The organism is Acinetobacter sp. UBA2063, assembly GCF_002333245.1.
Classification (GTDB): Bacteria; Pseudomonadota; Gammaproteobacteria; order Pseudomonadales; family Moraxellaceae; genus Acinetobacter; species Acinetobacter parvus.
This window is the reverse complement of sequence record NZ_DDAH01000158.1, coordinates 1-17,697: the sequence shown is the minus strand read 5'-3', so window position 1 is coordinate 17,697 and position 17,697 is coordinate 1. Positions and strand designations below refer to the sequence as shown.

Sequence of the window (17,697 nt, the reverse complement as noted above, 5' to 3'; positions counted from 1 at the left end):
GGAAGCAGCAAAAAGATCAGTCTTATGAACGATCCGAACTGCGGGATTTGGTTCGTCCACGTCTTAGAATCGCAATTGTAACTGAAACATGGCCACCAGAAATCAATGGTGTGGCTTTATCCATGATGCAGTTATGTCAGGGCTTGCAACGTCTTGGGCATAAAATCCTGTTGGTTCGTCCAGTTCAGAAAGAAACCTGTGCGGAATTTCATCCTGAACAGGAGTGTCTGGTGCTGTCCCAACCGATTCCAAAATATCCAAGCCTGCAATTTGGCTGGCCGCAATATCTAAAGGTCACCAAAGCTTTTGAAAAGTTTTCACCTGATGTGGTGCATATTGTGACTGAAGGGCCTTTAGGACTCACTGCATTACAGGCAGCCAAAGCAAAGAAGATTGCGGTGTCTAGTGGCTTTCATTCGCCTTTTCAGGATTTTAGCCGCTTCTTTGACCTAGCCTTTCTGGTTAAGCCCATCCAGCGTTACTTAACCTGGTTTCATAACAGTACCGATGTGACCTGTGTACCGAGCCAGTATACCGAACAGGCACTGCGTGGTTTTGGCGTGACTTGTCCATTGGTTGTGGTTGGCCGTGGTGTCGATACGGTACGGTTCTCCCCCAAACATCGTTCCCAGCGACTGCGCCAACAATGGTGTGTCGATGCTGATACCCGTGTGATGCTGTATGTCGGGCGCTTATCACCCGAAAAAGAAGTTGATGTGCTGATTAAAAGCTTCCATGCCTTGCAGGTCCAGCAGGGTGTCAATATCAAGTTTGTGATTGTGGGTGATGGGCCTGACCGTATCCGACTCAGCAAGATGACCACATCCAAAGACGTAATCTTTATGGGAAGTCTTGGTGGGCATGAGTTGGCAACAGCCTACGCAAGCGCAGATGTTTTTACCTTTGCCAGTCAGGCGGATACCTTTGGTAACGTGGTGCTGGAGGCAATCGCCAGTGGTTTGCCCGTGATTGCCTATGACTACGTCTGTGCACACCAGCACGTCAAACACAATATCACAGGATGGTTGAGTCCTTTGGGTCATACAACCGACTTGATCCAGTCCATTTGCCGTTTACCCGCGCTTCCTCAATTGCGGCAAATGGGTTTGCTGGCCAGTGAAAGCGTACAGCACAGCAGTTGGCAGTTTCCTGTACAGCAACTTGAACAAGCACTTTATCAGGTGCTGAAGGAGTCTCCCATGACCTCTACCTAAACTATTCTCAACAAGAGGAGAAAAAGTATGAAATTTCAAAATGCAAAAATAAAAATGCTCGATCTCGATTTAAAAGGCTGCGTATATCTCAATCATCTCTCCCAGACGCAAGCAGTTGCCCTGTTTTTTAAAACCATCAGTCGTTTGGGAGATGGACCTTTTTGGTATGTGATGCTGCTGTCCGTATGGATCATGCAGGGGTTGGCATACGGTCTACAAATTCTGTACCTGATTGTGGCAGGTTCAGCAGGCACCTTAATTTATAAATTCCTCAAACACAAAACCACACGTCCAAGACCTTACCAGGTCCATCAAGTCATTGTTTTAGGTGAACGGCCACTGGACCATTTTAGCTTTCCATCAGGCCATACCCTGCATGCGGTGATGGTTACGATGACCTTGGGCTATATTCAACCCATCTTATTATTGTTGATGTTGCCATTTACGATTCTGGTTGCATTGTCACGAATGATTCTTGGGCTACATTATCCAAGTGATGTGATTGTGGGGGCGATCATTGGGGCATCGGTTGCAAGTACAATCATCGTGCTGGCACCGAGCTTTAATATTCTTTTATAAATATCACAGTAAATTTTGGGTGAATTTACCGAAACAGCACTATCCCTTAAATCTGCTGATTTGTTAAAGTAGGCTAAATCACATTCATTACACTCAGGTTGTCACATGGGCTTACGTTGGACAGATACGATTGATATTGCGATTGAACTCACCGAAGCGCATCCAGATGTTGATCCACAATGGATTCGTTTTACCGATTTACACGCATGGGTCTGTGCCTTGCCTGACTTTAGTGATGACCCAAACAAGTCAACAGAGGGCTTGCTGGAAGCCATCCAAATGGCATGGCTGGATGAGGTTCGATAAAAATTCATCAGAAATTAGCGAACTTTTACAGATTCAAGCTGATTATTGGTGCTGACATCGGTATAATGCGGCAAATTTTTTTAATGTTTAGACCTAGATTAGGGAGCCAATCATGGCAATTGAACGTACTTTATCAATCGTAAAACCAGATGCAGTTGCAAAAAACCACATCGGTGACATTTTTGCCCGTTTTGAAAAAAATGGCTTAAAAATTGTTGCAACTAAAATGAAACACCTTTCTCAAGCGGATGCTGAAGGTTTCTACGCTGAGCACAAAGAACGTGGTTTCTTTGCTGACCTCGTTGCATTCATGACTTCTGGTCCAGTGGTTGTTTCAGTTCTTGAAGGCGAAAACGCAGTTCTTGCTCACCGTGAAATCTTGGGTGCTACAAATCCTAAAGAAGCGGCTGCTGGCACAATCCGTGCTGACTTTGCTGTAAGCATCGACGAAAACGCGGCTCACGGTTCTGATTCAGTTGCTTCTGCTGAGCGTGAAATCGCTTACTTCTTTGCTGACAACGAGATCTGCCCACGCACTCGTTAATCCAAAGCATTCAGGCCAGATAAGTGGTATACTGCTTATCTGGTTTTTTATTTTCTTATAGATCGGTTTGTGTAAATAATGCACAGCCTTTTCTAGCGTTGACATCTTTTAGGTAAATTCACATGAGTTCTGTAGCCGTAGTTTCATCAGAAAATCTGTATGAAAAACAACAGTCCTGCGCTACGCCTGTGGTTCAAGCTACTGCTGCAAAAGTGAACCTATTGGGCATGTCTCGTCCTGAACTGGAAAAATTCTTTGAAGACCTGGGCGAAAAGAAGTTTCGTGCTGGTCAGGTAATGAAATGGATTCACCAGTATTTCGTGACTGATTTTGCTGAGATGAGCAATATCTCAGGCAAGCTGCGTGAAAAACTGGAAAAGATTTGTGAGATCAAGGCACCTGAAGTGGTGCACCGCAACTATTCCAAAGACGGTACACGTAAGTGGGTGTTCCGTGTTGGCGATGGCGAGGGTTCCCTGGTTGAAACCGTGCTGATTCCTGCTGAAGATAAAACAGGTGCACGCAAGACCCTGTGTATTTCTTCGCAAGTTGGTTGTGCGCTGGATTGCTCATTCTGCTCTACAGGCAAGCAAGGTTTCCAGCGTGATTTAACCCCTGCGGAAATTATCGGTCAGCTCTGGATGGCAAACTATTCCTATATGGAAGATGTGCCTGTTGCTGAGCGTGAACGTACTGTAACCAATGTTGTGATGATGGGCATGGGTGAGCCATTGCTCAACTATGATGCTGTCCTGAGCTCCATGCAGTTGATGCTGGATGACTTTGCCTATGGCATGTCCAAGCGCCGAGTGACGCTGTCAACATCAGGTGTGGTTCCGAAAATTGACCAGTTGGCGCAGGATATAGATGTGGCACTGGCGATTTCACTGCATGCACCAAATGACGAGTTGCGTAATGAACTGGTGCCAATTAATAAAAAATACCCATTACAACAACTGATTGCTGCATGTCAGCGTTATCTGGCAAAAGATGGCAACGAAAGTGCTCGCCGTCATGTCACCATTGAGTATGTGATGCTGGATGGGGTCAATGACCAGCCTGAACATGCACAGCAGTTATTAAAACTATTGAAAAACCTGCCAAGTAAAATCAATCTGATTCCATTTAATCCATTCCCGCATGCGCCTTATGGGCGTTCAAGCCGAAACCGTATTATTGCATTCCAAAAAACTTTGTCTGATGCAGGTTTTGTGTGTACGATTCGTCAGACACGTGGCGATGATATTGATGCTGCCTGTGGTCAATTGGTGGGACAGGTGGCTGACCGTACCCGTCGTGCCGAACAGTGGAAAAAGAAAGTGGCGCAGCAACAAGAAATTTTGCGCACACAAGGATAATACTTGAGGGTAAAGTGTTGAATACAACTCGACCAAAAACGATTATAGCAAGTGCTATTGTATTTACTGTCTTGGGCCTGGGTGCCTGCCAATCAAACACACTGAAAAAAGACCCTGAAAAAGGGGTGCAGGTGCGTACACAGCTCGCCGCAGAATATATTCGTACAGGTGACTTGGATTCAGCCAAACGCTCCCTTGATCAGGCGTTGAAAGTCGATTCCCGTGATGCAAAAGCCAACATGATGATGGGCATATTGCTGCAACAAGAGGGCAGTAAACCCAATATGGAGAAAGCGGACGCCTATTTCAAGCGTGCGATTTCCTCTGAGCCGAATAATGCACAGGCCCGTAATAATTACGGTACATATTTGTACCAGCTGCAACGTTATAATGATGCCATTGAGCAATTTACCCGTGCGGGTGCAACCCTGGGCTATGAGCAGCGTTATCAGTCGCTGGAAAATCTGGGGCGGATCTATTTAAAACTGGGCGATGTTGCGAATGCTGAAAAATCATTCAAACAGGCGCTACAGGCGAATCGAAATGCCACCATCTCCATGTTAGAGTTGGCGGAAATTTTCTATTTGCAGCAGAATAATAGAGATGCATCACAGCTTTATGAACAATATGTTCGTAATGTGGGGCAGAAGAATCAGGGTGCCCGTGCACTCTGGATTGGTATACGCATTGCTCGAGCCAATGCGGATCAGTTGGGAATGCAGGTGCTGGTCAACCAGATGCGCGCCTTGTTTCCTGATAGTCCAGAATATCAACGTTATTTGCAATTACAGTACAGTACTGAGGCCGTATGGAAATAAATCCAAATTCACATCAGCCAACTGGCTCAAACTCACTTTCGTCATCGTTGGGAAATATTCAACGACCTGGTGAGTATTTGCGTCAAATTCGTATTGCACAAAAGAAAGAACTTGAAGAGATTGCAAACGTATTGAACATGCCTGTCAAAACTCTGACTGCATTGGAGCAGGATGACTACAAGTCATTGCCTGAGGCGACGTTTATCAAAGGATATTACCGTGCCTACGCAAAATTCCTGAATGCGGACGCCAGCGCCATCATCCAGCGTTTTGATGAAATCTATGTCAATGACACGGGTCTCAAGGCAAATCATGCCCTGAGTAACTCACCAATCAAGACCATGGGTAAGCTTGCTGGTTCGAAAAGTGTGCGCAACCGTAAATGGTTGAATCGTATTGCTATTTTAGCTACTGTTTTAGTCTTAGGTTGGTTGGCAGTGATGGCTGTACAAAATTGGACATCTAGCCAGAAAGATGAGGCGGATGTGCCTAAAATCACCAACTCGGATGTTGAGATTCTTCCAATGGGGAATAGTGTTGCAACAACGGGTGACCAGCTTGTATTGAATTTTAGCCGACCAACCTCTGTGCATATTGTTGATGCAACAGGTAAAGTGCTGGCTACAGGTCGTCAAGCATCTACATTAACTTTGAGTGGTGAATCACCATTCCAAATTCGTTTAGATGATGCAACCGCTGTATCCTTGACCTTAAATCAGGAACAGATTTCCTTGTCTCCATATACTGTCAATGGAAAAGCAGATTTCCGTTTGTCTCGTTAACGCCAAAGAGTAGAGCTATACGATGATTGTGAACCCCATTAAACGCCGTTTGACTCGAAAAATTCGGGTAGGTTCGGTGTATGTCGGTGGTGATGCCCCGATTAGTATTCAAAGCATGACCAATACCGAAACCTGTGATGTCGATGCAACGGTTGCGCAAATTCAGCGCTGTGCCGATGCAGGTGCCGACATCATGCGTATTTCTGTGCCTTCAATGGAAGCGGCGGAGGCGTTTGGTGCCATCCGTAAGCGTGTTTCTGTACCATTGGTGGCGGACATTCACTTTGATCATCGTATTGCCTTGGCTGTTGCCGATTATGGTGCAGACTGTCTACGGATCAATCCAGGAAACATTGGTTCAGACCAAAAAGTCCGTGAAGTCGTGGCTGCGGCCAAACATCATGGCATCTCAATCCGTATTGGGGTGAATGCGGGATCACTGGAAAAAGACCTACAGGTCAAATATGGTGAGCCGACAGGACAGGCCCTGCTTGAGTCTGCCATGCGTCATATCGACATTCTTGATCGTTTAGACTTTCATGAGTTTAAAGTCAGTGTTAAGGCATCGAATGTATTTTTAACCATGGATGCTTATCGTTTGCTGTCCCAGCAGATTGATAATCCACTGCATCTTGGTGTGACTGAAGCAGGGATTTACCGTACGGGTACGGTAAAATCTGCGATTGCTTTAGGTGGCTTATTGATGGAAGGCATTGGCGATACTATGCGTATTTCGCTCGCGGCTGAACCTGAGGATGAAATTAAAATCGGTTTTGATATTTTAAAATCGTTGGGCTTACGCTCAAATGGTATTAACTTTATCGCCTGCCCAAGCTGCTCACGTCAGGAATTTAATGTGATTCAAGTGATGCAGGCTTTGGAAGAGCGTCTGGAAGACATTCGTACCCCAATGGATGTTTCTGTGATTGGCTGTAAGGTCAATGGACCTGGGGAAGCCAAAGAGGCGGATATTGGTGTTGTGGGTGCTGCACCTCGTTCGCTGGTGTATCGTAATGGTGAAAAAAGTCATTTAATTGACACCAATCAGTTGGTTGATGAAATTGAAACAATGGTTCGTCAACGTGTTCAAGAGCTTGAAGAAGCTAAGTCCAAAGAAATTATCCGCACAAGTTTTTGAGTAGGTCATGAGTTCAATTGTTGCTATCAAGGGTTTTAATGACATTCTTCCAACGCAAACCGCGGCATGGAGAAGTCTGGAACAACAACTCGCATCTTTGATGGATGCCTATGGTTATCAACAAATCAGGTTGCCGATTGTAGAGCAGACAGGTTTATTTAAACGTGCCATTGGTGATGCAACTGATATTGTTGAAAAGGAAATGTATACCTTTTTTGATAAAGGTACTCCACCTGAATCGCTGACTTTGCGTCCAGAAGGTACGGCTGGGTGTGTGCGTGCGATGTTGGAACATAATTTATTGCGTGGCGCAACACCGCGTGTTTGGTATGTGGGCCCAATGTTCCGCTATGAAAAGCCACAAAAAGGTCGCTATCGCCAGTTCCATCAATTTGGTGTTGAAACTTTTGGTGTGGCAACGCCAGATATTGATGCAGAAATCATTTTAATGACGGCTCGCCTATGGAAACGTATGGGTGTAGCAGCAAATGTTCGTCTAGAACTCAATACTTTAGGTGAGACGGATGAGCGTGCGGAATATCGTGCTGCTTTGGTTGAGTTTTTAAATCAGCACAAAGATGCATTAGATGAGGATTCACAACGCCGTTTAAGTACCAATCCATTACGTATTTTAGACTCTAAAATTGAATCAACACAAAAGATTTTAGAAAATGCACCAAAGTTGCATGATTTCCTAAAAGAAGATTCCATCCAGCATTTTCAGCAATTGCAGCAGTATTTAACGGATGCTGGGGTTGAGTTTGTGATTAACCAGAAACTGGTTCGTGGTCTGGACTACTACAACAAGACTGTTTTTGAATGGACCACCAGCATGTTGGGTTCACAGGGGACGGTTTGTGCGGGTGGCCGTTACGATGGTCTAGTTGGGCAGCTAAAAGGCAAGGTAGATCAGTCTGTGCCAGCAGTCGGTTTTGCTATGGGGATGGAACGCCTGTTGTTGTTGCTTGAGCAGGTCGAGCAGGCGAAAGAAGTGCGTGACTGTGAAGTGTTTCTGGTAGCCGAACCAGCTTATCAGGCAAAAGCTTTGGTGTTGGCAGAGCAAATCCGTGACCAGTTGGAAGCTGCGAATAGCAATATTCGCCTAAAAACTGGTTCTCAGGGCAGCATGAAAAGCCAGATGAAAAAGGCAGACCAGTCAGGTGCGGTCTATGCCGTAATTCTGGGTGAGCGTGAATGGGAATCACAACAGCTTTTGGTGAAAGAGCTTGCCACGGCTGAACAGTCACAGGTCAGCCTGACTGAGCTGACTCCATTTTTTGTCGAAAAATTTAAACAATAAATTGCACAATATTTAGGAAAAGGACAATCACATGAGTTTAAGTGATGAAGAACAACTCGACCAGATAAAGTCGTTTGCCAAAAAATATGGTTCTGCCATGATTAGCGGAATTCTCATTGCCCTGATTGCCTTTTTCGGATGGGAATACTGGCAAAAGAAAAACTTGGCTGAAGCCCAGAATCAAACCGCCAAGGTGCAAAAGCTGATGGATGAGGCGAAAGCGGTATCAGGTCAGCCAAATGCCTTGGCAACAGTCTCTGAAGCGGCAGACAAAATTGTCAAGGATGATGCGGATTCTGTGCAGGCGATTCAAACTCAATTTATCCTGGCGAAACTTGCTTATGATAAACAAGACTACGCTGCAGCTGAAAAAGCATTAAAGAAAGTTGAAAACTCGAAAGTCAAAGATGCGGGTTTGGTGCGGATTGTAAAAATACGTTTAGCGGATTCACAATTAGCACAAAAGAAATATGACGATGCTTTGAAAACCTTATCAACCGTGACTGAACCAGCGTTTAAAGCAACCGCAGATGAGTTGCGTGGCGATATCTATGTTGCGAAAAAAGACAATGCATCCGCGCGTAAGGCGTATCAAAGTGCCTGGGATAACCTGCTTGAGCGTAAACAGGAGCGTCAGCTTTTACAAATTAAACTCGAAAGTGTTGGCGTTTTAGTAGATGATCCTGAAATTGAGCGCCCGATCTTAGATACCAAAGTGGATGAGTCTTAATGCAGAATAAACTAAAACTACCTTTGGCCATTGCAGTTGCTTCAGCTTTATTGCTTGGATGTTCAAGTAATAAGGTTAAAGAGGCCAAACCAAATCCATTGCCGAAAATTCAGCAACAACAAGGCTTGAACCTTGTGTTTTCGCAAAGTGTTTCATCTACAAATGCGGCTGAGGCTTTACGCCTACAGTTGGATACCGACAATGGCATGATTTTTGCGATTGATCCTGATGGTCAGGTTTCTGCCTATAAGGGCAAGGAACAACTCTGGAAAAGCAAGATTACCAAACAGGAACTCACTGCTGGTGTAGAAGCAGCTGAGGGAATTGTTGTGGTGGGCAACCGTAAGGGACAGTTGTTTGCTTTAGATCAGGCTACTGGTAGCCAAAAATGGTCTGCCAAATTATCTGGTGCGATTTTGTCTCCTTCTCTCATTCAATCGGGACGAGTTATTACGATTGCAAATGACGGTACTGTATTTGCGCATGATGCTGTTACTGGACAGCAAGTGTGGGCCTATAAATTGCCAAACGTCCAGTTTAGCCTACGTGGTCAGCCTGCACCTGTACGTTTGGATGACCGTACTATTTTGGTCGCATCAGCGAATGCCTATGTATATGCATTGGATGTCATTAGTGGTGTGCCGCGTTTCCAGCGCCGTGTTGCGATCAGTGAAGGACGTTCAGACATCCAGCGCCTGATTGACATTGTAGGCGATCCTGTAGTTGCGGGGCAGTATCTGGTCACCACCAGTTTTCAAGGACAGGTTACAGTCACCGATCTGACCACACAGCGTGTGGTGTGGAGTGAAGATGCCAGTAGTACCAACCGCCCAGAAGTATCGGGTGATAAGGTATTTGTTTCTACGGTGGATGGTAAGCTGAATGCCTATAGCCTGAGCACAGGTCAGTTGGCTTGGCAAAATGAGGAGTTGCTGAACCGTCAGCTCAGTAACCCTGTCATGTTGGGGCAGAGCCTTGTGGTGGGTGATATGGATGGTGTGATCCATCTGCTTGATCCTGCTTCGGGTAAACTGGTTGGGCGTGCCAAAACCAGTGGTGAAGTGCAGTCACTACGCGTGATTGATAACCAGCTTTATGTTGCTACGCGGAAAGGTGCATTAAGCATTTGGCAGAATCGTTAATTTTAGCTCTGCTTGTGCTAAAATAATCAATTAGCGATTGCTAAACAGAACATTGATCGGGGTATTTGATTATCAAAGCCCCGAATTTTTATTGTGATTACTTGATCACCAAAATCTTCCATACTGTTTCTGATACGATGTCATCAAGATGGCTCGTCTGAATTAAGGTTAGTTTATGAAACCCGTTATTGCGCTCATTGGTCGTCCAAACGTCGGAAAATCAACGCTATTTAACCAAATCACCAAAAGTCGTGATGCTTTGGTTGCTGACTTCGCTGGTTTAACCCGTGACCGCAAATACGGTGATGCGGTTTATCAGAACAAATCGTTCATTGTGGTCGATACAGGTGGTATCGGTGAGAATGAGGGGGGTATCGACACCTATATGGCGGAGCAGTCAAAAACTGCCATCCATGAAGCCGATATCATTATTTTTGTTGTGGATGCCCGCGCTGGCTTATTGGCTTCAGATGAGCAAATTGCGCGTGAGTTGCGTACCCTTGGCAAGAAAGTCTACCTCGTTGCCAACAAGGTCGATGGTGTACATGCGGAAGCAGCCTTGGTGGAGTTTTATAAGCTCGGTATGGGTGAACCGATACAGGTTGCAGCCAGTCATGGTCGTGGTGTGCAGCAAATGCTGGAAGAGGTGCTGGCGGAAGTCCCAGAAGATGAAAATCCAGAAGAACACAATAAAAACACGGGCTTGCGTTTAGCAATCATTGGCCGTCCCAATGTGGGGAAATCAACGCTGGTTAACCGTTTACTCGGTGAAGAGCGTGTGGTGGCTTTTGACCAGCCTGGAACAACACGTGACTCGATTTATATTCCATTTGAGCGTGATGGCCGCCAATATACCCTGATTGATACCGCAGGTGTGCGTCGTAAAGGTAAGGTCGATGAAATGATTGAGAAGTTCTCAATCGTTAAGACCCTTCAGGCCATGAAAGATGCCAATGTGGTGGTTGTGGTGGTTGATGCCCGTGAGGGGATTGTAGAGCAAGACCTGCATCTAATTGGTTATGCGCTTGAAGCGGGTCGTGCCATGGTCATTGCCATCAACAAGTGGGACAACATGAGCGAGTATGACCGTAAGCAATGCAAGCTTGATGTTGAACGCCGTTTTGACTTTATTCCCTGGGCAAAAATCCACTTGATTTCTGCATTGCATGGAACTGGGGTGGGAGAATTATATCCATCTATTCACCGTGCTTATGAATCGTCAAACTTAAAAGTTTCACCAGCAAAACTGACCCAGATTTTAAATGATGCCACCGAGGCGCATCAACCGCCATCCATTGGTGGTCGCCGTATTAAAATGCGTTATGCGCATATGGGCGGACAAAATCCACCAACCATCGTGATTCATGGCAACAAGGTCGATAAAACCCCTGCGGATTACCGTCGTTATTTAGAGAACGTGTTCCGTAAAGTGTATAAGCTTGAGGGTACACCTGTAAAAATTGACTTTAAGACCTCAGAAAACCCATTTGAAGGGCGTAAGTCTCAAGTGGATGAGCGTGTTGCCGCACGTAAACGTCGTTATATCCAGAAATTTAAAAAGGCGGAAAAGAAATTCAAGCGTTAAGTTTTTTCTTGATGTCAAAAGCCCAAAGCAGACTTTGGGCTTTTTTATTGCAATGAGGGCAGTTATGGCACGCATCATCCAGATTTATGTTCAGGCCTTGGCTCAACTACTTGAAAAGAAGAAAACAGATTTTGCTGATTTAAGCCGCTTTAATCATTATAAAAAACAGCAGATTCAAGCTCAGCGTAATCACTTTCTCGCTCATCAGCTGGATTGCTCAATAGCAGATTTGGCTTTTGCTCAGCATGAACATGGCAAACCTTTTTTAACGTCTCATTCGCTACATTTTAACCATTCACATAGTCAGCAATATTATGCTTTGGCCATGAGTGAACGTGTTAAAGACATTGGGGTCGATGTTGAGGAATTGGATCGTCATGTTCGCTTTGATGCTTTGGCTCAGCATGCATTTCATCCCGAAGAATATCAAACATGGCAAGAAAGTCAGGATAAAGAATATTGGTTTAGGGTCTGGACGACCAAGGAAGCAATTTTAAAGGCATCGGGTTTGGGGATTCGTTTGGACCTGAATAGTTTAAATACCCAGATTCATCCAACCAGTCATGGAGGAATGTGTTCCCATCCACTACTGGGGACTTTTGCCTATCAGAATTTTATCTTAAATCAGAAGATTGTGTTGACAGTGGCATGGCGGGCAGAGCAATCCTGTCGTGGTTTTCAGTTTCCACAGATTGAGGTGGTTCAGCTATAAAAAATGCCAGCGATCATGCTGGCATTTTATTTGAATCAAGAGAAGTAGAAAGTTTAAGGAATCTCTTCTTCTTCAAACTCAGGTTTAACCTGGACAATAAAGTCCTGACGATTCAGGCCACGCCATAAAGCGAAAGCTGTACCGATATAAATGGATGAGTAAGTACCCACAAATACACCGATAAACATCGCCACAGAGAACCAGTGCAGACCATCACCACCCAGGAACATCATGGCAAGCACTACGAGTAACAGGGTCATCGAGGTGTGGATCGTACGGCGTAAGGTTTCAGTAAGGGCAATATCCACGATTTCACGTGGGGTTGCACCACGAATCTTACGGAAGTTCTCACGGATACGATCCGATACAACGATATTATCATTGAGCGAGAAACCAATAACTGCAAGTACTGCTGCTAGAACTGTTAAATCGAATGGCCATTGGAACAGCGCAAATGCACCAAAAATGATCACAATATCATGGAATAGCGACAGCACAGCGCCAATTGCCAGTTTGATCTCGAAGCGAATGGTTACATAGATCAGCATCAGCAGGAGCGCAAGTGCAACCGCACCCGCAGAACGTACATAAAGTTCATTACCCACTGCACCGCCGACAGAATCCACCTTATGCACTTCTGCGGCATTGTTTGGCAATTGAACCGCTTTGGTGATGGTGTTGTTCAGGTCTTCAACATTAAGGTCTTCCTGAACAGGCATACGCACGATCAGGTCAGTGTTACTGCCCAGAGTTTGTACCACGGCATCCTTGAATCCAGCACGATCCAGTGCCTGAACTACCTGAGCAGGCTGAACCGCCTGTTTATAGTTCAATTCAGCCGATATACCACCAGTGAAGTCCAGACCGAGGTTCAGGCCTTTGGTGACAATAAAGAAGATGCTGGCAATAGTCAGCAAAATCGAGAAGATTGCGGCAGGTTTGGCAATCTTCATGAATGGAATGATTTTTAGATTATCTGGACGACCGTATTGTTTTGAGTCTTGTTGAGTCAGATCAGTCATGTGAATCTCCTTAAATACTCAACTTTTTCAAATTACGGCGTTTGCCATAAATGAGCTGTACGATGGCACGAGTCACGGTAATCGCAGTAAACATTGAGCAGATGATACCGATCATCAAGGTCACAGCGAAGCCCTTGATTGGACCTGTACCAATTGCAAACAGAATAAATGCCACGATAAAAGTGGTTAGGTTCGAGTCAAAAATGGTGTTGTAGGCTCGATCATAACCCGCGACAATGGCTTGCTTGGGCGATGCACCCCACAGCATCTCTTCCCGTATCCGTTCACAGATCAGGACGTTGGCATCGACCGCCATACCAATGGTGATCACGATACCTGCAATACCTGGCAGGGTGAGGGAAGCGCCAATCCATGACATTACAGTAAGAATCATGGCAAGGTTGAACACCAATGCAAAGTTGGCAATCAAACCGAATAAACGGAAGAACACGATCATCCAGATCGCAACCAACAGGAAGCCGATTTGGGTAGATAACACGCCCTTATCAATATTTTCCTGACCCAGGCTAGGACCGACTACACGCTCTTCCACGAAGTACATTGGTGCAGCCAAGGCACCTGCACGAAGCATCAACGCCAGTTCAGCCGCTTCCTGTGGAGAGTCAAGCCCTGTGATACGGAACTGTGAACCCAACACGGCCTGAATGGTTGCGGCATTGATCACCACAGACTCGGTATATGGAGTACGAACTTCAGTTTGGGTCCCTGTTTGAGGATCAGTGACATAGCTGATTTTTTGCTTATTTTCAATAAACAGCACTGCCATTCGTTTACCCACAGCACCACGGGTGGCATCTGCCATGAGCTTGCCACCAGCGGAGTCCAGAGTAATGTTGACTTCTGCACCACCTGAATCCTGACTAAAGCCAGAGCTTGCGTTCTGGACGCGTTCACCGGTCAAAATACGGTTACGATTTAACAGAAGCTGTCGGCCACTATCCAGTGATTCATAGGCAAATACTTCCGTGCCTGGAGGAAGCGGCTGACCATTATATTTTCCTGTATATGGGTCAATATATTGATCATTACTATCAGCAACCAAGCGGAACTCAAGGTTTGCGGTACGTCCAAGAACACGTTTTGCCTCGGCAGTATCCTGTACGCCTGGCAATTCAACCACAATACGGTTGTTACCCTGTGTCTGTACCAGTGCTTCAGCCACACCCAACTCGTTAATACGGTTGCGTAGGGTGGTCAGGTTCTGATTCACTGCATAAGACTGGATTTCCTGACGGCGTGCATCAGTGTAATTCAGTTTTAAGGTGGCGCCTGTAGCCGTTGCAACCGCCTGCTGGGTAAACTCATTACTATTACGGCGCAGGAAATCTGCCGCGGCATCACGATCTGCGTTGTTAGCAAATTGGATGGTAATGGTGTTATTGCTTAAATTAAGGTTGTTAAACTTGATTTTGTTGTCACGAAATTGACGACGCAGATCAGTTGCAGATGTTTCCATACGCTGACTAATTGCTTTATCCATGTCGACTTCAAGCAGGAAATGTACACCACCACGCAAGTCCAAACCAAGTTTCATCGGTTTGGCCCCAATCTTTTGCAACCATTCTGGTGTGGTTGGTGCAAGGTTGAGGGCAACCACGTAGTCATCACCCAAATCACGGCGCAGCACTTCCTTGGCCTTTAACTGGGCCTCTGAGGAGTCTAAACGTAATAATGCCGCGTTGTTGGTGAAGCTGTTGTCGTGACTGCTAATGTTGGCAGCTTTTAAAATCTGCTCAGCTTTTTGCACTATGCTCTGATCAATCTGGGTACCTGCCTTTGCCCCAGAAATCTGGACAGCAGGTTCATCTGGATACAGACTAGGAAGTGCATATAACGTACTGATCACAAGTACCACAAGGATCAGTAAATATTTCCATGCAGGGTAACGCATTCGCTTTCTTCTTAAATGAAAAAGTCGTGCTGAGGCACGACGATCTTATGATTAAAGGTTGTTTAAAGTGCCTTCAGGCAATACTGAAATGACACTGGCACGCTGGATTTTGACCTCTACGCCACGAGAAAGCTCAACAACGGCAAAGTCACCATCAAGTTTGGTGATTCTCCCCATCAAACCACCAGCAAACACGATTTCACTGCCAACACCTAGGCTTTCAATCAAAGAACGATGTTCTTTGGCACGTTTCGCCTGTGGTCTCCAGATCAGGAAATAGAAGATCGCGATAAATACCGCAATCATCAATAAGTTTGCCATCAGGCTAGGACCTTGCTGGGCCGCTGGTGCAGCGTGAGCAGTAGAAATTAAAAAGCTCATTTCGATTTCCTAAAGTTAAAAAGCCAAAAAATTAACAATAAATTCCAATTCGTTTTGCAATGTACCCTGTCTTGCGGTCAGGCGCAAATCTTGATGCACTTACTTCACATTAGTCTTCAGGGCAGGGTGGAACTTCCAGTCCACGACGCGCATAAAAGTCCTGAACATAGTCATCAAATGTGCCGTTATCCAGTGCATCACGCATGCCCTGTGTCAGGCGCTGGTAGTAACGCAGGTTATGGATGGTGCCAAGCATGGAGGCCAGCATCTCACCACATTTCTCTAAATGATATAAATAGGCACGGGTGAAATTTTTACAAGTGTAGCAGTCACAATGTGGATCTAAAGGTCCTTTATCATGACGATATTTACTGTTACGGATTCTGACCAGACCATCAGTGACAAAATAATGGCCATTACGGGCATTACGAGTTGGCATCACGCAGTCGAACATATCGACACCACGGCGAACGGCTTCAACGATGTCTTCTGGTTTACCAACACCCATCAAATAACGTGGTTTATCCTGTGGCATTTTGTTGGGTAAATAATCCAGTACCTTGATCATTTCCTCTTTCGGTTCACCCACCGACAGGCCGCCAATTGCATAGCCATCAAAGCCAACCTCTAACAGGCCGTTGAGTGACTCATCACGCAGGTCTTCGTACATGCCACCCTGAATAATGCCGAATAAGGCATTTTTATTGTTGAGTTCATCATGATGGTGGGTTTTACAACGTTTTGCCCAACGCAAAGACAGTTGCAGAGATTTTTGCGCTTCTTCATGGGTTGCAGGGTAGGGTGTACACTCATCAAAGATCATCACGATGTCTGAATTGAGTACACTTTGAATCTCCATTGAAATTTCAGGAGACAGGAACACTTTCGAACCGTCGATAGGCGAGCGGAAAGTCACGCCCTCTTCCTTGATTTTACGCATTGCACCGAGGCTAAACACCTGAAAGCCACCTGAGTCGGTCAAAATTGGTTTATCCCATTTGATAAACTGATGTAGACCGCCATGCTCCTTAATCACTTCCAAGCCAGGACGTAAATATAAATGGAAAGTATTTCCCAAAATAATCTGTGCCTGAATTTCTTCAATGTCACGAGGTAACATACCTTTCACTGTACCGTAAGTACCCACGGGCATAAACACAGGTGTTTCAACCACACCATGCTCTAACGTTAATCGACCACGACGGGCGCGCCCCGACTGACCTAATTTTTCAAATTTCATGACACATCCTGAGCAAGATCGAAGCACTGCTTTGAGCGCAGCGCAAGGCGAAAAAACAGTTCGCTGATCAAAAGCGGCTATTTTCCTTGATTATGGCGTGTAGTTCTACTACTAAATGTAGCGAGGGATAAAATAAAAAAGTTTTCTGTATGAAGTGGCTGAATATTGGTTGGTGATGTGTGGAAAAGTCCCCCCTTTGAAAAAGCATAGGTATCTACAATCTGTAACCCCCTCCTAGCCTCCCCCTTGAAAAGGTGGAGAAACACCATTTAAATCAATTCTTTATAGGATTATTGAGAAGTCTCCCCCTGATAAGGGGGAGATCTAGAGGGGGTAAAATTAGAACTTGATGATCCTGCTTTGAAAAAGGGGGACTGAGGGGAATTCTAAAAATTCGGCTTATAGTCGAAATTATCTGTCGCAAGATTATCCTTAAACGGGCGAATGGTTTTCTTGGATAAGGTTAGGGTATTGATCAGGTTGTTGGGGAACACCTCGATCTGGTTATTAAATAATTCTACGTTACGGTTAAAGATGGTAATGGCAGCACCGACATTTTCATTTTGTTCCTGAATGTCATCCATCATCTTGCTATACAGCGCATCGGCTTTGAGTTCAGGGTAGTTCTCAACCACGACATTGAGGCTACGGATCAGTTCTTTACTCATTTTTTCAATGTGCTGTAACTGGGAAATATCCGTGTCATTCACATTTAAATTGAGAATCTGTTGACGTAGTTCAGTGACTTTTTCTAGTGTCGATTTTTCAAACTGGGTGTATTGGGCCAGCGTTACCTCTAAGGCTTCTAGCGTTTTGACTTTTTGACGTTCAAAATTTGCAACTTCAGACCAAGCGCGTTTGGTGGCATTGAAATAACGGACAATATTGTTGCGGATGGAAACGCCCCATACAATCAGTACAGATCGGAAGAGCG

The 17,697-nt window shown here is 45.3% G+C and carries 18 protein-coding genes; 13 read left to right on the top strand and 5 right to left on the bottom strand.

Annotation, left to right across the window (positions count from 1 at the left end):
- The 13 genes from B4H32_RS07370 to B4H32_RS07310 form a co-directional block, all read left to right on the top strand.
- On the top strand, positions 1 to 1,214 hold a 1,214-nt coding region (locus B4H32_RS07370; protein WP_286801119.1), incomplete at its 5' end, for a glycosyltransferase family 4 protein.
- A gap of 27 nt (positions 1,215 to 1,241) precedes the next feature.
- Positions 1,242 to 1,793, top strand: a complete 552-nt coding sequence (locus B4H32_RS07365) for a phosphatase PAP2 family protein (protein WP_004675495.1) — start codon at positions 1,242 to 1,244, stop codon at positions 1,791 to 1,793.
- Between the two features lie 105 nt (positions 1,794 to 1,898).
- Positions 1,899 to 2,099, top strand: a complete 201-nt coding sequence (iscX, locus tag B4H32_RS07360) for a Fe-S cluster assembly protein IscX (RefSeq protein ID WP_004652532.1) — start codon at positions 1,899 to 1,901, stop codon at positions 2,097 to 2,099.
- 112 nt (positions 2,100 to 2,211) lie between these two features.
- Positions 2,212 to 2,643: a nucleoside-diphosphate kinase gene (gene ndk / locus B4H32_RS07355; protein ID WP_004683185.1), complete on the top strand. Its 432-nt coding sequence runs from the start codon at positions 2,212 to 2,214 to the stop codon at positions 2,641 to 2,643.
- Positions 2,644 to 2,765: 122 nt separating this feature from the next.
- On the top strand, positions 2,766 to 4,001 hold the full coding sequence (gene rlmN, locus B4H32_RS07350) for a 23S rRNA (adenine(2503)-C(2))-methyltransferase RlmN (RefSeq protein WP_004683183.1): 1,236 nt from the start codon (positions 2,766 to 2,768) through the stop codon (positions 3,999 to 4,001).
- 17 nt (positions 4,002 to 4,018) lie between these two features.
- Positions 4,019 to 4,819: a type IV pilus biogenesis/stability protein PilW gene (gene pilW / locus B4H32_RS07345; protein WP_004675500.1), complete on the top strand. Its 801-nt coding sequence runs from the start codon at positions 4,019 to 4,021 to the stop codon at positions 4,817 to 4,819.
- Positions 4,810 to 5,601, top strand: coding sequence for a helix-turn-helix domain-containing protein (locus B4H32_RS07340; RefSeq protein WP_004675501.1), 792 nt, complete (start codon positions 4,810 to 4,812; stop codon positions 5,599 to 5,601). Before pilW ends, B4H32_RS07340 begins: the two co-directional genes overlap by 10 nt.
- A gap of 22 nt (positions 5,602 to 5,623) precedes the next feature.
- Positions 5,624 to 6,739: a flavodoxin-dependent (E)-4-hydroxy-3-methylbut-2-enyl-diphosphate synthase gene (gene ispG / locus B4H32_RS07335; RefSeq protein ID WP_286801115.1), complete on the top strand. Its 1,116-nt coding sequence runs from the start codon at positions 5,624 to 5,626 to the stop codon at positions 6,737 to 6,739.
- A 7-nt stretch (positions 6,740 to 6,746) separates the two neighbouring features.
- Complete coding sequence (gene hisS / locus B4H32_RS07330; protein WP_286801114.1) at positions 6,747 to 8,039, top strand: histidine--tRNA ligase; 1,293 nt, start codon at positions 6,747 to 6,749, stop codon at positions 8,037 to 8,039.
- A 31-nt stretch (positions 8,040 to 8,070) separates the two neighbouring features.
- Positions 8,071 to 8,769, top strand: a complete 699-nt coding sequence (locus B4H32_RS07325; RefSeq protein ID WP_286801112.1) for a YfgM family protein — start codon at positions 8,071 to 8,073, stop codon at positions 8,767 to 8,769.
- Entirely contained in the window at positions 8,769 to 9,911 is a 1,143-nt protein-coding gene (bamB, locus tag B4H32_RS07320) for an outer membrane protein assembly factor BamB (protein ID WP_004757158.1), read from the top strand. Before B4H32_RS07325 ends, bamB begins: the two co-directional genes overlap by 1 nt.
- A 175-nt stretch (positions 9,912 to 10,086) precedes the next feature.
- Positions 10,087 to 11,496 (top strand): ribosome biogenesis GTPase Der, encoded by a 1,410-nt coding sequence (der, locus tag B4H32_RS07315; protein ID WP_004757160.1) that lies wholly within the window; start codon positions 10,087 to 10,089, stop codon positions 11,494 to 11,496.
- Between the two features lie 64 nt (positions 11,497 to 11,560).
- Positions 11,561 to 12,208, top strand: coding sequence for a 4'-phosphopantetheinyl transferase family protein (locus B4H32_RS07310; protein WP_004683172.1), 648 nt, complete (start codon positions 11,561 to 11,563; stop codon positions 12,206 to 12,208).
- Between the two features lie 53 nt (positions 12,209 to 12,261).
- Here B4H32_RS07310 and secF read toward each other — a convergent pair whose 3' ends face one another.
- The 5 genes from secF to B4H32_RS07285 all read right to left on the bottom strand — a co-directional run bounded on the left by secF (position 12,262) and on the right by B4H32_RS07285 (position 17,680).
- On the bottom strand, positions 12,262 to 13,230 hold the full coding sequence (gene secF, locus B4H32_RS07305; protein WP_004683171.1) for a protein translocase subunit SecF: 969 nt from the start codon (positions 13,228 to 13,230) through the stop codon (positions 12,262 to 12,264).
- 10 nt (positions 13,231 to 13,240) lie between these two features.
- Positions 13,241 to 15,142 carry a protein translocase subunit SecD gene (secD, locus tag B4H32_RS07300; RefSeq protein WP_286801109.1) on the bottom strand — a complete coding sequence of 634 codons (1,902 nt, stop codon included), beginning with the start codon at positions 15,140 to 15,142 and terminating at the stop codon, positions 13,241 to 13,243.
- 51 nt (positions 15,143 to 15,193) lie between these two features.
- On the bottom strand, positions 15,194 to 15,523 hold the full coding sequence (gene yajC / locus B4H32_RS07295) for a preprotein translocase subunit YajC (protein WP_004675516.1): 330 nt from the start codon (positions 15,521 to 15,523) through the stop codon (positions 15,194 to 15,196).
- A gap of 109 nt (positions 15,524 to 15,632) precedes the next feature.
- Positions 15,633 to 16,763: a tRNA guanosine(34) transglycosylase Tgt gene (gene tgt / locus B4H32_RS07290; RefSeq protein WP_004757168.1), complete on the bottom strand. Its 1,131-nt coding sequence runs from the start codon at positions 16,761 to 16,763 to the stop codon at positions 15,633 to 15,635.
- A 386-nt stretch (positions 16,764 to 17,149) separates the two neighbouring features.
- Complete coding sequence (locus B4H32_RS07285) at positions 17,150 to 17,680, bottom strand: LemA family protein (protein WP_286801123.1); 531 nt, start codon at positions 17,678 to 17,680, stop codon at positions 17,150 to 17,152.
- Positions 17,681 to 17,697: the final 17 nt, after the last annotated feature.

Excerpts from the sequence above, each read along its gene's own strand:
- iscX (WP_004652532.1), top strand. The coding sequence starts at position 1,899 with ATGGGCTTACGTTGGACAGATACGATTGATATTGCGATTGAACTCACC.
- B4H32_RS07325 (WP_286801112.1), top strand. The coding sequence starts at position 8,071 with ATGAGTTTAAGTGATGAAGAACAACTCGACCAGATAAAGTCGTTTGCC.
- ispG (WP_286801115.1), top strand. The coding sequence starts at position 5,624 with ATGATTGTGAACCCCATTAAACGCCGTTTGACTCGAAAAATTCGGGTA.
- hisS (WP_286801114.1), top strand. The coding sequence starts at position 6,747 with ATGAGTTCAATTGTTGCTATCAAGGGTTTTAATGACATTCTTCCAACG.
- B4H32_RS07340 (WP_004675501.1), top strand. The coding sequence starts at position 4,810 with ATGGAAATAAATCCAAATTCACATCAGCCAACTGGCTCAAACTCACTT.
- secF (WP_004683171.1), bottom strand. The coding sequence starts at position 13,230 with ATGACTGATCTGACTCAACAAGACTCAAAACAATACGGTCGTCCAGAT.
- tgt (WP_004757168.1), bottom strand. The coding sequence starts at position 16,763 with ATGAAATTTGAAAAATTAGGTCAGTCGGGGCGCGCCCGTCGTGGTCGA.
- B4H32_RS07310 (WP_004683172.1), top strand. The coding sequence starts at position 11,561 with ATGGCACGCATCATCCAGATTTATGTTCAGGCCTTGGCTCAACTACTT.
- bamB (WP_004757158.1), top strand. The coding sequence starts at position 8,769 with ATGCAGAATAAACTAAAACTACCTTTGGCCATTGCAGTTGCTTCAGCT.
- ndk (WP_004683185.1), top strand. The coding sequence starts at position 2,212 with ATGGCAATTGAACGTACTTTATCAATCGTAAAACCAGATGCAGTTGCA.
- yajC (WP_004675516.1), bottom strand. The coding sequence starts at position 15,523 with ATGAGCTTTTTAATTTCTACTGCTCACGCTGCACCAGCGGCCCAGCAA.
- der (WP_004757160.1), top strand. The coding sequence starts at position 10,087 with ATGAAACCCGTTATTGCGCTCATTGGTCGTCCAAACGTCGGAAAATCA.
- rlmN (WP_004683183.1), top strand. The coding sequence starts at position 2,766 with ATGAGTTCTGTAGCCGTAGTTTCATCAGAAAATCTGTATGAAAAACAA.
- secD (WP_286801109.1), bottom strand. The coding sequence starts at position 15,142 with ATGCGTTACCCTGCATGGAAATATTTACTGATCCTTGTGGTACTTGTG.
- B4H32_RS07365 (WP_004675495.1), top strand. The coding sequence starts at position 1,242 with ATGAAATTTCAAAATGCAAAAATAAAAATGCTCGATCTCGATTTAAAA.